The sequence below is a fragment of the Microbacterium sp. C23T genome (genome assembly GCF_053345975.1).
In genome coordinates, this window is the sequence record NZ_JBKFBD010000012.1 from 109041 (window position 1) to 123547 (window position 14507).

The 14507-nt window shown below is 72.4% G+C and carries 14 protein-coding genes; 6 read left to right on the forward strand and 8 right to left on the reverse strand.

The annotated features are described in order from the left end of the window. Nucleotides 1-13: 13 nt before the first annotated feature. Nucleotides 14-490, forward strand: a complete 477-nt coding sequence (locus ACLBXX_RS08815) for a hypothetical protein (protein ID WP_447657713.1) — start codon at nt 14-16, stop codon at nt 488-490. Nucleotides 491-650: 160 nt separating this feature from the next. Here ACLBXX_RS08815 and ACLBXX_RS08820 read toward each other — a convergent pair whose 3' ends face one another. The 5 genes from ACLBXX_RS08820 to ACLBXX_RS08840 form a co-directional block, all read right to left on the reverse strand. Then, nucleotides 651-1742, reverse strand: coding sequence for an alpha/beta hydrolase (locus ACLBXX_RS08820; RefSeq protein WP_447657714.1), 1092 nt, complete (start codon nt 1740-1742; stop codon nt 651-653). A gap of 24 nt (nt 1743-1766) precedes the next feature. Then, a complete protein-coding gene (locus ACLBXX_RS08825; protein WP_447657715.1) occupies nt 1767-3140 on the reverse strand; it encodes an FAD-dependent oxidoreductase in 1374 nt (457 codons plus the stop codon). Between the two features lie 101 nt (nt 3141-3241). After that, the gene (locus ACLBXX_RS08830; protein ID WP_447657716.1) at nt 3242-4297 is read right to left on the reverse strand and encodes a polyprenyl synthetase family protein; all 1056 of its coding nucleotides are present in this window, start codon (nt 4295-4297) and stop codon (nt 3242-3244) included. 55 nt (nt 4298-4352) lie between these two features. Next, nucleotides 4353-5087: a demethylmenaquinone methyltransferase gene (locus ACLBXX_RS08835; protein WP_447657717.1), complete on the reverse strand. Its 735-nt coding sequence runs from the start codon at nt 5085-5087 to the stop codon at nt 4353-4355. Nucleotides 5088-5097: 10 nt separating this feature from the next. Further along, the gene (locus ACLBXX_RS08840; protein WP_447657718.1) at nt 5098-5736 is read right to left on the reverse strand and encodes a DUF402 domain-containing protein; all 639 of its coding nucleotides are present in this window, start codon (nt 5734-5736) and stop codon (nt 5098-5100) included. A gap of 92 nt (nt 5737-5828) precedes the next feature. Between ACLBXX_RS08840 and ACLBXX_RS08845 the strand changes: the two genes are divergently transcribed. From ACLBXX_RS08845 to ACLBXX_RS08860, 4 genes are read left to right on the forward strand one after another with little or no spacing between them, the layout of a single operon-like run. Next, nucleotides 5829-7586 carry a S8 family serine peptidase gene (locus ACLBXX_RS08845; protein WP_447657719.1) on the forward strand — a complete coding sequence of 586 codons (1758 nt, stop codon included), beginning with the start codon at nt 5829-5831 and terminating at the stop codon, nt 7584-7586. Beyond that, nucleotides 7583-8638, forward strand: coding sequence for a phosphotransferase (locus ACLBXX_RS08850; protein ID WP_447657720.1), 1056 nt, complete (start codon nt 7583-7585; stop codon nt 8636-8638). Before ACLBXX_RS08845 ends, ACLBXX_RS08850 begins: the two co-directional genes overlap by 4 nt. After that, the gene (locus tag ACLBXX_RS08855) at nt 8635-9621 is read left to right on the forward strand and encodes a T3SS effector HopA1 family protein (RefSeq protein ID WP_447657721.1); all 987 of its coding nucleotides are present in this window, start codon (nt 8635-8637) and stop codon (nt 9619-9621) included. Before ACLBXX_RS08850 ends, ACLBXX_RS08855 begins: the two co-directional genes overlap by 4 nt. Continuing rightward, nucleotides 9618-10922, forward strand: a complete 1305-nt coding sequence (locus ACLBXX_RS08860; protein WP_447657722.1) for a lanthionine synthetase LanC family protein — start codon at nt 9618-9620, stop codon at nt 10920-10922. Before ACLBXX_RS08855 ends, ACLBXX_RS08860 begins: the two co-directional genes overlap by 4 nt. A 1-nt stretch (nt 10923) precedes the next feature. Here ACLBXX_RS08860 and ACLBXX_RS08865 read toward each other — a convergent pair whose 3' ends face one another. After that, nucleotides 10924-11232 (reverse strand): hypothetical protein, encoded by a 309-nt coding sequence (locus ACLBXX_RS08865; protein WP_447657723.1) that lies wholly within the window; start codon nt 11230-11232, stop codon nt 10924-10926. A gap of 86 nt (nt 11233-11318) precedes the next feature. Here ACLBXX_RS08865 and ACLBXX_RS08870 point away from each other — a divergent pair, with 86 nt between their 5' ends. Next, complete coding sequence (locus ACLBXX_RS08870) at nt 11319-12617, forward strand: isochorismate synthase (RefSeq protein ID WP_447657724.1); 1299 nt, start codon at nt 11319-11321, stop codon at nt 12615-12617. 25 nt (nt 12618-12642) lie between these two features. Here the strand turns inward: ACLBXX_RS08870 and ACLBXX_RS08875 are convergent, their stop codons facing one another. Both ACLBXX_RS08875 and ACLBXX_RS08880 read right to left on the reverse strand, forming a co-directional pair. Then, entirely contained in the window at nt 12643-13449 is an 807-nt protein-coding gene (locus ACLBXX_RS08875) for an ABC transporter permease (RefSeq protein WP_447657725.1), read from the reverse strand. Next, nucleotides 13446-14489 (reverse strand): ATP-binding cassette domain-containing protein, encoded by a 1044-nt coding sequence (locus ACLBXX_RS08880; protein ID WP_447657730.1) that lies wholly within the window; start codon nt 14487-14489, stop codon nt 13446-13448. Before ACLBXX_RS08880 ends, ACLBXX_RS08875 begins: the two co-directional genes overlap by 4 nt. Between the last annotated feature and the right edge of the window lie 18 nt (nt 14490-14507).

The window sequence follows — 14507 nt, forward strand, 5'->3', positions numbered from 1 at the left end:
CTACACTCGGGCCATGCGCTTCCTCCGGGCCGTGTTGTCGGCCGTCGTCGCGACGCTGCCGGTGCTGGTCGTCCTCCTCATCCCCTCTCTCGTCCGCAGCGACATCGACGGGGGCTCAGCCGCCGGTGTCGGCACCGCGGTCCTCAACGCCGCGTTCATCGCCGCGGTCATCCTGATCCCGCGGGTGAACGGGTGGCTGGACCCCGAGGTGCCGGACTGGACGTCGTCGACAGCGATGGCCGCGGCCGGCCGGGTGTGGCGCAGCCGCATCTGGCTCGCGCTCCTCGCCGTGCTGGCACTGCTGGCCATCCTCGCCGCGGGCCAGACGGCTGCGTACCTGATGAGCCAGAACTCGCCGGCCGTCACCGACGGAACGCTCGACTACAGCCGCTTCCTCGCGCAGGAGCTCGTCGTGTACCTGCTCGGCTACGTGCTCTCGCTTACGACCTACGTGCTGCTCGTGCGCGTGCTCGCCCGCCACGCGGAGTGACCGACCGGCCTCGGGAACGATAAAGGCCCCGGGTGCTGGGGACACCCGGGGCCTGTCGTCGTCTGCTCTCGCACAACCAACCCCCCGGTTAGCGGCGCGTGACGACGGATGGGAAGGATTCTTGGGGAGGGCCTTCCCTGAGATGCTGGGGACATCTCCCCTACAGCTTAACCCGACTGTCTACAAGAGCGCTGTCCCCTCTTCGGGGGACATTTTCGTCCGGTACGACGTACGCGCGAGCCCAGCGGTCGAGAGCATCGTACGCGATCGCGCGAGGCGCGGGACGCGAGAGGAAGACGTCGTGGATCGCACCCTCGACGCGGGCGATCGTGACGAGCCCGCCGATGCGGGTGGCGGCGCGGGCGATGTCGTCGACCACGAGCACGGAGTCCGTCGACGTCATCGACTCCTTCCACGACAGCGGCGTCGTCGAGCCGACCGACAGCAGCACCATCGCCGGGCAGGCGACGTCGACGCCGGCCGCGATGCGGCGATGCCCCTCCATCACCGCCGACAGCCACCCCGGCGCCGTCGGGAATCCCCGGTCGGGCCGCCAGACGGCGCGGTGCTCGTCGTGCGGCAGCGTGCCGATCTCGTCCTGCGCGCGCGTGTAGAACCCGAAGTCGACCGCGGGCTGCGTGCCGCGCGGGTCGAGCCTCGCCCGCATGTCCACCAGCGGTGCCAGTGCCTGACGACCCAGGGTGCCCAACTGGAGCTCGAGCCACGGGCTGTTGAGCACGACCGCGTGCGCACGGCGGGGATGCCGAGCAGCCCACAGCGTGAGCGTGAGGCCGCCTGTCGAGTGCCCCATGAGGACGAGCTTGCGGCCGCCGTCGCGCGTGTCCGGTTCCGTCGGCGGCACTTGTCCGGCTGCGTCCGCGGCGTGTCCCATCGCGTGCAGCGCGGCCGCGATGTCGACGTCGTAGTCCTCGAGCGAATCGACGTACCCGGGCGTCTGCCCGTCCCGGAGGCTCCGCCCGTAGCGGCGCAGGTCGAGCGCGTAGAAGCGCGCACCGCGTGCCGTCCAGAAACGGGCGAGGTCGCGCTGGAAGAAGTAGTCCGACCAGCCGTGGACATAGAGCACGTCGACATCGCGCAGCGGGGCGAACAGCGTCAGAAACGGATTCGGGATGCTGCGCACCAGCGTCGCGACCAGCGGCCCGTGCGCGCCGTCCACGCCGAGCGGCAGCGTCAGCTGCTCGAACGGCTTCCCGAGGATGTCGGGAACCCACGTGAGGGATGGCCCGGCCATGCCCCTCAGCCTAGAGGCGAGGGGTTACTCGGCCCGGGAGATCGCCACCATCTCGTCGCGGGGCACGACCTTGATGCGCGCCCGCTCGTGGGGTGCGCCGAGCGCCATCTCGTGCTCGTCGAGGCGGTGCCAGCCGTCGAGGTCGGTCCAGGCCACGCCGCGCTCGGCGAGGAGCGCCGGGATGGCTGCCTCCGACGGGTCGGCGGGCTGCCACCATGTGCCCTGGTCGTTGATGAGGTGACGGACCGTCTCCATCGCGTCGGACTTGGTGTGCCCGATGAGGCCCACGGGGCCGCGCTTGATCCAGCCGGTGGCGTAGACGCCGTTGACGCGCTGGTTCGAGTCCTTGCTCAGCACCTGGCCCTCGCGGTTCGGGATGACGCCGTGACGCTTGTCGAACGGCACGCCGGGCAGGGGCGATCCGAAGTACCCGACGGCGCGGTACAGCGCCTGGATCGGCACCTCGCGCAGCTCGCCGGTGCCGACGACGCCGCCTTCCCCGTCGGGTCGGGTGCGCTCGTAGACGAGGGCGGACACGCGGCCCTCGGCATCCGTCTTCACTTCGATCGGCTTGGCGTAGAAGTGCAGGTGCAGTCGCCGCGACGCCGTGCCGCCGGCGTTGTTGACCGAGTCTCGCTTGCGCCACGACTGCAGCACCCGGTCGATGACCATGACCTGCTTGTTGCTCGCGATGGCGGCGCGGGCCGCGTCGTCGTAGTCGAAGTCCTCGTCGTAGACGACCATGTCGACGTCACGCAGCTCGCCGAGCTCGCGGAGCTCGAGCGGCGTGAACTTCACGTTCGCCGGACCGCGACGGCCGAAGACGTGCACATCGGTGACGTTCGAGGCGACGAGGCCCTGGTGCACGTTGTCGGGGATCTCGGTCGGCAGCAGGTCCTCGGCGTGCTTGGCGAGCATGCGCGCGACGTCGAGCGCGACGTTGCCGTTGCCGATCACCGCGACGGATGCCGCATCCAGCGGCCACTCGCGCGGCACATCCGGGTGCCCGTCGAACCAGCTCACGAAGTCGGCGGCGCCGTAGGACGCGGTCGCGTCGATGCCCGGGATGTCGAGGTCGGTGTCGCGGATGGCGCCGGTGGCGAAGATGACGGCGTTGTAGTGGTGCTTGAGGTCGTCGAGGGTGATGTCCTCGCCGAAGCGGACGTTGCCGAAGATGCGGATGTCGCCGCGGTCGAGCACCTCGCGCAGAGCCGTGATGATGCCCTTGATGCGCGGATGGTCGGGGGCGACGCCGTAGCGGACCAGCCCGTACGGCGCGGGCAGCTGCTCGAATAGGTCGATCGACACGTCGAACTTGCGCTCGGCCTTCAGCAGGATATCGGCGGCGTAGATGCCCGCCGGTCCTGCGCCGACGATCGCCAGTCGGAGCTTGGTCATGGTGGTCCTTTCGGGGAGCGCGCCCCGCGCGGGGCTGGTCCCTGAGCTCGTCGAAGGGCTCGGAGCCCCAGCCCTGCGACAAGCTCAGGGAGCGGGTACGTCTAACTGGAGCGATCGGCGACGGCCTGGGCGAACCGGGTCAGGGCCTCCCGCACCGCGCCGTCGGGCAGCGGCGCGAGCGCCTCGATCGCCTCGGTCGACCACGCGTTCGCGAGGTCGAGGGTCGCCTGGGTGGCCTCGTGGTCGCGCAGCTGCGCGAGCGGCTCGTCGAGGATCGCGGGGTCGGCGCCGTCGGCGATGCGCGCCACGCCCTCGTCGATGCGCTCGCGCAGGTCGACGGAGGCGGCATCGGACCGCTGTCCGAGCACGAGGTACGGCATGGTCGGCACGCCGGCCCGCAGGTCGGTGCCGGGGACCTTGCCGGTCTCGTCGGGGTCGGCCGACAGGTCGATGACGTCGTCGAGCAGCTGGAACGCCACGCCGGCCTTCTCGCCGAACGTCACCATCGGCTGCTCGAACTCCTTCGGGCCGTTCGAGAAGATCACGCCGGACTGGGCCGCGGCCGCGATGAGCGAGCCGGTCTTGTCGGAGAGCACCTGGAGGTAGAACGCGACGCGGTCGTCCTCGTCGGACGGACCGACCGTCTCGTGCATCTGCCCGAGCACGAGCCGCTCGAACGTGTCGGCCTGCAGACGGATGGCGTCCTCGCCGTGGCGCGCCATGATCTGGCTCGCGCGCGAGAACAGCAGGTCGCCGGTGAGGATCGCGACGTTGTTGCCCCACACGGCGTGCGCGCTGGGGACACCGCGACGCTTGTCGGCAGCATCCATCACGTCGTCGTGGTACAGGGATCCGAGATGCGTCATCTCGAGAGCGGTCGCGGCGTCGATCACCTCGTCGGTGGCGCCGTCGCCGAGCTGGGCGGTCAACAGCGCCAGCATGGGACGGATGCGCTTGCCGCCGGCGTCGTAGAGGTACCGGCTCGTCGCGTCGGCGAGCGTGTCGGCCACGCGCAGCTCGCGCTCGAGGGCGCTGTCGACGCGCTTGAGCCCCGCCTCGACGGTCTTGAGCAGGCCGCGCGATCGCGCGCCCGCGAAGATGCGGTCGGTGAGGCCCAGCTTGCCCGCGATATGCGAGCCCGGCGCTGTCGGTGTCACACGCCCAGCCTACCGGGGGCGCGTTTCGTCGCGGTCCGCCGAGCGATGGCCGCTGCTAGACCTGGGGTTTCGTCGCGCGGTGCAGCGCGACGATGCCCATCGAGAGGTTGCGGTGCGCGACGTCGGTCCATCCGGCCTGTCGGATCCACGCCGACAGCGTGCGCTGGTCGGGCCAGTCGCGGATCGACTCGTTCAGGTAGTCGTACGCCTCGGCGTTCGAGCTGACAGTCTTGGCGACGACCGGCAGCACACGGTCGTTGTAGAAGCGGTACAGGCCGTTGAACGCCTTCGACGGCGGGTGCGAGAACTCGCAGACGACGAGGCGCCCACCGGGCTTCGTGACGCGCAGCATCTCGCTCAGCGCCTTCTTCGGCTCGTTCACGTTGCGCAGCCCGAACGACATCGTGACCGCGTCGAACTCGTCGTCGCCGAAGGGCAGGTCGGTCGCGTCTGCCTGCACGAAGGAGAGATTCCGGATGCCGCTGTGCCGGCGGCGCCCCTCGGCGATCATGCCGGGCGAGAAGTCCGCCGCGACCACCGTGGCGCCGCGGCCGGCGAGCGCGACGCTCGAGGCGCCCGTGCCCGCGGCGAGGTCGAGGATGCGCTCCCCGGCGCGCGGGTTCACCGCGCGCGTCGTCGCGGCGCGCCAGAACCGGTCGTTGCCCATGCTCAGCACGGTGTTGGTGCGGTCGTAGCCGGCCGCGACCTGGTCGAACATGCCGCTCACACGCGACGGGTCCTTATGGAGGTCGGCGCGGTTCGGCTCGTGATCGGAGGGGTGGGATGCCACGGCTTCGAGTCTAGGCGGCGGTTCCGCCTGCGCCGGGGCCACCGTCGCCCGCGGTGGTGAAGAAGACGGGCGCGGGCGGGGCGACCGCGTCGTAGGACGAGAGACGAGCGAGCCAGGCATCCGGCGTGGCGTCGTCGAACGGCGCCTCCGCCGCGGCGACGCGGCCCTCGAGGTCCACGGCGAGCGCCTCGAGCTTGTCGACGAGGTCGAGCGGATAGCCGTACGCGACGCGGTGCTCGTCCCACTCGTCCCGGTCGTCGATGAACAGACCGCGCCCGTCGATCGCCTTCACGACGTCGAGGTCCATGTCGATGCCCCGGGGTTCGTGGCCCTCCCAGCGGATGTCCCACGCGACGTCGATGTAGATGCGCACGCGCCGTGGCGCTCCGTGCACGGTCATCGCGTAGTCACCGCTCGGCGGGATGAGGGTGACGTTGGGCCCGTCGGCGAAGAACTCGAGCCCGGGACGGACGTTCCGCCAGCCCGAGGGCTGACCGACCCAGTCGCCCCACCTGTCTCTGCCCAGGTAGATGCAGTCGTTGACCCAGTGGGGGCCGCCGTCCCACTTGCGCCAGCGGAACTGGAGCGGGGCTCCGGGCTCGGGGCGGTCGGAATCCGGGTGGCCTGAGAGGTGCATCGGGGTCGGCACCCGCCCCAGTGTAGGGCTGTATCAGCCTCTTCCCGCCATCCCTCTTCCACGGTGGCCGCAACCTCGCGGCCCTTGAGGAGAGAAGTCCGAAAATGGCTGCAACATCCGGCGGCTCGTCGCGAAAGCGCACGTCCGCTCCTCGGGCGGAACTGGGTGCCTCCGCTCCGCTCTACATCGACGGCGACGACGTCATTCCCGGCGAGGTCATCGTCACGCTCAAGGCCGACGCCGCCGATGCCATGACGGCGTCCGTGCCCATCCACCCCGGCGGTCGCGGCGTCTCGATGGCCGATTCGCTCGGCGTGTCGGGCGTCGACGCCGTGCTCGCGCGCCTCGGCGCCTACGACATCACCCGTCTCGCCCCACCGTCGCAGGGCATCGCGCGCTCCGTGATGGCCCTGGACGGCGTGCCCGAGCCCGAGGAATCGATCCTCGGTCGCTCGTTCCGCGTCCGCATCGACACGAAGGTCGCCCCCGACAAGGCGGCGGCCGAGCTCGACGCCCTCGACGAGGTCGAGGTCGCCGAGCCGAACCGGTGGCGCGAGGCCAGCGTCATCCCCGACGACCCGCAGTTCGGGGCGCAGTGGGGACTGACGAAGATCAACGCACCGGACGCGTGGGACGTCACCAAGGGATCCGCGAGCGTCATCGTGGCGGTCATCGACTCGGGCGTCGACCTCGACCACCCCGAGCTGGCGCCGCTGCTGGTTCCCGGGTTCGACATGGTCGATCTGGGCCCGAACCCGACGCCGAACCCGGGGTGGCGTTTCGAGGGCGACTTCGCGGGACGCGACGCGATCCCCGAGGACGAGGTCGGCCACGGCACGCACGTCGCGGGCACCATCGCCGCTGTGTCGAACAACGCCGTCGGCGTCGCGGGCGTCGGGTGGCAGACACGGATCATGCCCGTCAAGGCGCTCACCAGGGTCGTGCGCATCAGCGACGGTCGCGTGAGCGGCACGGGCTCGTCGGCCGACGTCGCCGCGGCCATCCGGTACGCGGCCGACAACGGCGCCCACGTCATCAACATGAGCCTCGGCAGCCCGTCCGCGACCTCGGTCGAGGCGAGCGCGGTGGCGTACGCGGTGAGCAAGGGCGTCGTCGTCGTGGCCGCGATGGGCAACGACGGCAGCTCTTCGCCGAGCTTCCCCGCCGCCTACCCGGACGTGATCGCGGTCGCCGCGATCCAGTCGAACGAGTCGCGCGCGGCGTTCTCGCAGACCGGACCGCACATCGACATCTCGGCGCCGGGTGTCGGCATCCTGTCGACGTACCTCGCCGGCGGCCTGGCCACCATGGCCGGCACATCGATGGCCTCGCCGCATGTCGCGGGCGTCGCGGCACTCGTGAAGGCGGTCAAGCCGAGCCTGACGGCATCCGAGATCGGCGACATCCTCCGCTCGACGGCGAAGCCGCTGCGCGACGTCGCGAGCGATCCCGTGCCGAACGACCGGTACGGCTGGGGACTCCTCGACGCCAGTGCGGCGGTGCTGAAGGCGCGCGGCCCGATCGTCATCAAGCCGACGATCACGGTCAAACTGCGGACGCCGGTCGTGGCATGCGTGCCCAGGACGATCACCCTCCCGGAGTGCGGGACGATCAAGACCGTCCTTCCGCTGCAGTGCAAGAAGATCAAGTCGATCCACATCGCGTGCCCCGTGACGACGACGGTGACCAAGGTCCCGACGACCGTGACGGGCCCGGGACCCGGACCCCAGCCCGGCGGAGCCGACCCGTTCGGCATCGAGGGCGATTACGAGGCCGGCTTCGCCGCCGGCTATGCCGCAGCGATCGAGGAGCTCCAGTCCGGCGGCGGCGACGCCTACGGCGAGGGGCTGTTCGACGAGTGATCGCCGACACGACCATGGTGCGGACGGATGCGGGCACCGCCCCGCATCCGTCCGTCACCGCTCTGCGCGCGGCGGGGCTCCTCGGTCCCTCCGAGCTGCTGCGCGCCGATCCCGTCGATCTCTCCCGCGCCCACGGGGTGTGGGCCGTGCACCTGCCGGACGAGCGCCGCGTGGTCGTCAAGTCCGGTGCGTTCACGCCGCCCGCCGACGGATCGACCGGCTCCGCCCAGGAAGGACTCGGCGCGGAGCTGTTCGTGCAGCGCATGGCGCGCTGGTGCCTTCCCCTGCAGGACGCGATCCCGTCGCCCGCGGCGGTCGACGAGGAGCACGGCATCCTCGTCGTGGAGGACCTCGGTGCGGGGCGCCCGGCGTCGCTCGCCCTCGTCTCCGGCACGATGGGCGACGAGGGCGCCTTCTTCCGTCTCCTCGGCGCCCGCGTGGGCGCCGTTCATCGCGCCACCGCCGGCCTGCCGCTGCCGCCGGCGCGCCCACCGCTCGTTCTCCACGTGCTGCGCGCGGGTGAACACGCCGACGCGCTCGGCCTCGCCGCGACGACGCGCGACCTCATCGGCCTCCTTCGCGCGCAGCCGGCCCTCATGGCCGCAGCCGCGCGCCTGCGCACGCCCGCCGGGCGCGCGCTCGCGCACCACGACCTCAAGTGGGACAACGTCGCCGTCGCGCCCGGCCCCTCCCCCGTCATCGTCGACTGGGAACTCGCGGGGGCGGGCGATCCGGCATGGGACCTCGGATGCCTCGTCGCCGAGCATCTGCTGCGCGACAGGTCGGCCGCGGTCGGGCTGACCTCGCCGGGCCGTCAGCTCGTGCGGGGCTACGGCGAAGCCGCGCGGATCTCGTCGCGCGCCACGGGACTCTTCGCCGAGCGCGTCGCACTGGCCGCGGTGCTGCGCCTCGCGCAGTTCGCGCTCGAGGTCGCCGAGCGGAGCGAGCTCGGCGACGAGGAGCAGGCCCGCGGGCTCGCGGCCCTCGCGATCGCACGCCAGGATCACCTCGCCGTTCTCACCGAGGAGCTGCGCTCATGTCTCGCACGATGACCTCCGCAACCGCGGCCGAGGCGGCCGTCGCCCGCGGCGAGCGCGCCGCCGAAGCGACCCTGCGCGAACTGAGCCGGGCACTCGCGCTCATCGAGGGCTCGGATGACGCACGCGCACTGCGCACGGGCGCTCCGACCAGCGTCGAGATCGAGAGCCCGCTCGCCGAGTGGCTGTACGCGAACTGGTGGACCGGCGACTCCGGCGATGCCATCGCCCCGGAGCGCGCCCTCGTCGCCCCGCCCGCGTTCCCCCGCGTCGGCCTGTTCGAGGCGATGCGCCGCCGTGCGGCGGGCACGTCCGACGCGTGGATAGTACTCGCCGTGGGTGACGGCACGGTCACGGTCGTGGCATCCCGTCGTCCCTCCTCCGCTCCACCGGGTCACGTCCGCATCGCGACGGACCGCATCGTCTCGTCCTCGCGGCCCGGCTCCCGCCCAGCGCCCGGCGACCTCGTGACGATCAGCCGCGGGTCGTCGGGATGGGACCGTGCGTCGGGGTGGTGGTGGGCGCACTCCGGTGAGGGTGTCCCCGAAGGGCCCCTCGACCGCTGGTACACGCACTCCCGCTCGCCGGAGGACTCCGCGGCCCTGCTGCCTCCGCTGATGGGCGCGTTCTCGGACGCCGGGAGCGCCTTCTCGCTCAAGTGCCTGCCCGCACCCGCCGGCTACGGCCGCCCCGACGCGCTCGTCGTGTACACGCCTCGGATCGTCCGGGCGCGGGTGGCCGCGGCGCTTCGGCGAGCTGCCACGGACCTCGCGCCGCACGTCGATGCGTCGATCCCGCCGACGACGCGACGCATCGCCCGGGGCGTCGGGATGTCGGAGGATCCCGCCGACGGCACCAGCTTCGGTCAGCTGCGGACGGCCCAGGTCGCCGCGATCGCGGCGATGACCGCGCACACGGATGCTGCGCCCCACCGTCTGCGCGAGGCCGCCGGCGCGGCCGGCCTCGACGTGACTCGCCCCTGGAAGGCACGATCATGACCACGGTCGCCCCGGCCTCGATCGGGCCGACAGCGGTGCGATCGGCCGCCGAACTCGGCGTCGCGGCGATCGCGCTCGCTCGCGGGCTCGCCGCCGACGTCGTCGTGGACGACCGCGCGGCGCCGCAATGGATCGGCGACGAGATCGATCTCGCCGCGAGCCCGGACGGATCGGTCCTGAGGACCGGGCCCGTCGACGACGGTTACCTCACGGGGCGAGCGGGCATCGCCCTCGCCCTCGCCGCGGCCGCACGGCACGCGCGCGACGCGTCACTGGCGCTGCTCGCGCAGGCAGCGATCGCCGACGTCCTCGACTCCCGCGGCACCGCGCGCCGACAGCTCGGCTGGCAGAGCGGAGACCTGGGGATCGCGATCGCCGCGGAGCGGATCGCGGGCCTGCTCGGGCGGCCCGACCTCGCAACCGCCGGCCGCCGGCTCGCCGCCGGGGCGGGCGCGGCCCCCCCGGCCGCGGGTGGCTCGCGGCTGCCCGGGTACGCCGACCTTCTCGACGGCTCAGCGGGCCATCTGCTCGCCGTGCTCGCGGCCGCATTGCCGGCGAGCGCCGAGCGGCACCGGGCTGCAGCCGCCGAACGCCTCGTGCGCGACCTGCGCGCTCGCGCCGTCGTCGACATCTGCGGCGCACGATGGCCGATGGCCGACGGCGACCGCGCGGTCACCGGGCTGGCGCACGGCTCGTCGGGCATCGGGCTGGCGCTGCTCGCCGCGCATGCCGGCGGCGTCATCGGCGCGGACCGAACGCTCGCCGATGCCGCGTGGGCGTGGGAGGACGCGGGCTACGGCGCCGAGGACGGCGGCTGGTACGACCTGCGCGTCGATGAGCCGGCGATCGGGCTGGCGTGGTGCCACGGGGCTCCGGGGATCGGCATCGCGGCGGCTCTCCGCTCGCGCATCGACCGGGACGATGCCCTCGAGAGCGAAGCGACCTACCTGCGCGCGATCCGCTCGATCGAGCGCGCCAGGCGCGAGTTCACCGATGATCAGGGCGACGACGCCACCCTGTGCCACGGCCGCTCCGGAGTCGTCGAGCTGCACCTGGCCGGCGCCGAGGCGGCGTGGTCCACCGATGCGACGTCCCGCGAGGAGCACCGCCGCGCGGCGCGGTACGAGGCATCCGTCATCGCCGCCGGGATCGACGCCGACGGGAGCACGACGTGGAGCCACGGCGTGCGGGGCGGCCGGTCGCCGGCGCTCCTCGACGGCACCGCGGGCGTCGTGCTGACGCTCCTGCGCTGCGCGGGCCCGATGGCGAGCGTCGCGCACCCGCCGCTGCGGCTGAGGTGACTCAGCGCCCGTCGTCCGAGGGCGGCTCCTCGAGCGGCTCTTCGACGGGCATGAGGCCGATGTCGCGCGTCTCGGCACCGCCTGCTGCCCCGAAGCCGACCCACGCGTCGGGCTCGGCGATCCTCACCCCGGCCACCGTCTGGGCGCGATCGGCATAGTCCGCGACCGACTCGTCGACCGTGGCGATGAACACATCGGGCAGCTCCGGCGCGGGCGGCGAGACCGACTCGGCGCCGGCGTCGCGAAGGGCCGCCTCGACCGTGCCCTGGTCGGCATCGGGATCGACGGTGATCAGATAGCGCACGCTCACGCGGCCATCCTCACCCGGCGCTGCGGCGCACACAAGGGCGGCGGCGACCGGCGTCGGGCCCGGATCGGCGAGTCTAGGCTGGAGTCGTGACACCTTCGCACCGCCCGCCTGAGCTGGTGGTCGAGACCCGCGAGATCGAGCACGTCGACGACCTCCTCGCCTACGCCTCTCCCGGCGAGCCTCTCGCCTGGCTGCGACGCGGCGACGGCATCGTCGGCATCGGTTCTGTCGGCGGCTATCTGCGCAACCCCCGCCGGCTGGACGGGATCGATGCGGCCACGCTTCCGTCGCCCGCCGAGACATGGCGTCAGATCGCCGCGACCGCGGAGATCGATGACCCCGTGGGCCTCCCCGGCACCGGGCTGGTCGCGTTCGGCACGCTCGTCTTCGACGAGAGGTCGTCGGCCACGAGCCGCCTCATCATCCCGCAGGCCGTCATCGGTCGCCACCGCGGACGCTCGTGGGTGACGCGCATCCGACGCCTCGCGGCGGACATGAAGGACGCTGTCGTGGAGCCCACGCCGTACGGGCCGTACTGGTCGGCCACGCTCGGCCCCGGCACGCTCAACCCCGCCGGCTACCAGGCCGCGGTGCGCGAGGCCGTCGATGCGATCGTCCGCGGAGAGCTCGAGAAGGTCGTGCTCGCGCGTGATCTGGTCGGCACGATCCCCGCCGGTGCCGACGTGCGCCGCCTGGTGCGCGCCCTCGCCGACGACTACCCCGACACCTGGACCTTCGCCGTCGACGGTCTCATCGGCGCGAGCCCCGAGACCCTCGTCACCGCCTCGCGCGGCGTCGTGACCGCACGCGTGCTCGCCGGGACGATCCCGCGCGGCACCGATGCGCACGATGACACCGAGGCATCCGCTTCCCTCGCGCACAGCACGAAGGACCTCGACGAGCACCGCTACGCCGTGCACAGCGTGCTCGCGAAGCTGGCGCCGCACGTGCGTCATCTGCGCGCGGATCCTGAGCCGTTCACCCTCAAGCTGCCGAACCTCTGGCACCTCGCGACCGACGTCGCGGGCGACCTGGCCGACCATGCCTCGGCCCTCGACCTGGTCGCGGAGCTCCACCCCACCGCGGCTGTGGCCGGCACACCGACCGACGCTGCGCTCGAGCTGATCCGCCGGCTCGAGCCGTTCGATCGCGGCCGCTACGCGGGGCCGGTCGGCTGGATCGACGGCGACGGCAACGGCGAGTGGGCCATCGCCCTGCGCTGCGCGCAGATCGGCGGGGAGCCGCCCCGCAACGTCGCCGAGTACAGCGCGACGATCCCGGTCGTCGCCCACGCCGGGGCAGGCATCGTCGCCCAGAGCGATCCCGACAAGGAGCTGCTCGAGACCCGGGTGAAGTTCCGCCCGATCGTCGACGCTCTCGCCTGAGCAGCGCGCCGACGACCGGACGCGGTCACACCGAGCGCTGGTAGGCGCGGATCGACCGCACGGCCCAGCCGAAGGCCAGTGCCGCGAGCACCGCGAGGCCGCCGAGCTGCCACCAGCCGTTCGCGGGGTCGTCGCCGCTGAGGCCGCCGCGGCCGAGCTCGACGGCCCACGTCATGGGATTCCAGCGCGAGACGTCCTGCACCCACGCCGGCATCAGATCGGCCGGCATCATCGTGGTCGACAGGAAGGTGGCCGGCAGCACGATGAGCTGCGACAGACTGATCAGCGCGATCTGACTGCGCGAGATGAGCGCGACCGCCGTCGAGGCACAGCAGAAGATCGTCGCGAGCACCGTCGCGATGCCGAGGGCGACGAGCATGCCGCCCACCCCGCCGGGGTAGCGCGCACCGGCGAGCCAGCCGATCCCGAGCACGACGAGCGACTGCGCGAGGTTGATGATCAGCTGCTGCGTCAGCTGCCCGGTGATGATCGCCGACCGCGACACCGGCGAGGTCAGGTACTGGTCCATGACGCCCGAATTGATGTCGTCGATGTAGCCGGTGCCGGCCCACGCCCCCGAGTAGAGGACCGTCATCATGAGGATGCCGGGCACGAGGTAGTCGATGTAGCCGGCGCCGCCGAACTGCGGCAGCGCGCCGAGCGACTGGAAGACCTGCCCGAACAGCACGATCCAGATGACCGGCTGGATCAGCGACATGACCGGCCCCCACACCTGGCGGAGGGTCGCGATCAGCCAGCGGCGCAGCACCTGGCCGGCCTGCGTGAACCAGCCCGCGCGAGGCGCGGCGCCGGTGAGGACGAGAGTCGTCATGCTGCGACTCCTTCCGTGAGGGCATCCGACCCGGTCCCTGAGCCGGTCGAAGGGCCGAAGGTGTGGCCGACGAAGTGCAGGTACACGTCGTCGAGGGTGGGATGGGACGCCGCGACCTGGCCGAAGCGGATGCCTGCAGCATCCAACGCTCCGATGACGGCCCCGACCGCCGCCGAGGCGTCGTCGGTGCGCGCCGCGAGGACGCCGTCGACACCGGAGGCCTCGATCACGACGTCGCGCAGGCCCGGCACCCGGCCGATCGCCGCCCGCACGGCGGCCGGGTCGGGCTCCACGAGCGACACCCGCAGCGAGTCGCCGTGCAGCGCCGCCTTGAGCTCGTCGGGCGTGCCCTGCACGACCGCACGACCCCGGTTGACGAGGAGGAGCTCGTCCGCGAGGCGGTCGGCCTCCTCCGTGTAGTGGGTCGTCAGCACCACGGTGAGCGCCTCCTCGCCGGACAGCCGGCGGATCTCCGCCCACATCGTGGCGCGCGCCTCGGGGTCGAGTCCCGTGGTGGGCTCGTCCAGGAACAGCACGCGCGGCCGGTGCACGAGCGCCGCGGCGACGTCGAGACGCCGGCGCATTCCGCCGGAGAAGGTTCCGACCGGACGACGGGATGCCTCGGCCAGCCCGAACTCGTCGAGCAGACGCGCCGCGCGGCCCCGGGCCTCACCCGGTGCGACGCCGCGCAGCCGTGCGGCGATCTCGAGATTCTCGCGGGCAGTGAGGAGCGGATCCGTGCTCGCCCCTTGGGACACATAGCCGATGGCGGCGCGGACCGACGCCGGGTCGGTGGTGACGTCGTGCCCCGCGACGACGGCGGTGCCGCTCGTCGGGCGGGACAGCGTCGTGAGGATCTTGGTCGTCGTGGACTTGCCGGCGCCGTTCGGGCCGAGGAGGCCGAACACGCGGCCGGCGGGGACCGAGAAGCCGAGGCCGTCGAGGGCTCGGACCCCTGGCTTCCGGCCGCGACCCGGGTAGACCTTGACGAGGTCGGTGGCGACGATCGCGCGATCGTCGGCGATGGAGTTTTCGGGCATGGCGAAGCATCCCTTCCT

Coding starts and splice junctions, on each gene's coding strand:
- ACLBXX_RS08815 (WP_447657713.1), top strand. CDS start 14: ATGCGCTTCCTCCGGGCCGTGTTGTCGGCCGTCGTCGCGACGCTGCCG.
- ACLBXX_RS08820 (WP_447657714.1), bottom strand. CDS start 1,742: ATGGCCGGGCCATCCCTCACGTGGGTTCCCGACATCCTCGGGAAGCCG.
- ACLBXX_RS08825 (WP_447657715.1), bottom strand. CDS start 3,140: ATGACCAAGCTCCGACTGGCGATCGTCGGCGCAGGACCGGCGGGCATC.
- ACLBXX_RS08845 (WP_447657719.1), top strand. CDS start 5,829: ATGGCTGCAACATCCGGCGGCTCGTCGCGAAAGCGCACGTCCGCTCCT.
- ACLBXX_RS08855 (WP_447657721.1), top strand. CDS start 8,635: ATGACCTCCGCAACCGCGGCCGAGGCGGCCGTCGCCCGCGGCGAGCGC.
- ACLBXX_RS08860 (WP_447657722.1), top strand. CDS start 9,618: ATGACCACGGTCGCCCCGGCCTCGATCGGGCCGACAGCGGTGCGATCG.
- ACLBXX_RS08875 (WP_447657725.1), bottom strand. CDS start 13,449: ATGACGACTCTCGTCCTCACCGGCGCCGCGCCTCGCGCGGGCTGGTTC.
- ACLBXX_RS08880 (WP_447657730.1), bottom strand. CDS start 14,489: ATGCCCGAAAACTCCATCGCCGACGATCGCGCGATCGTCGCCACCGAC.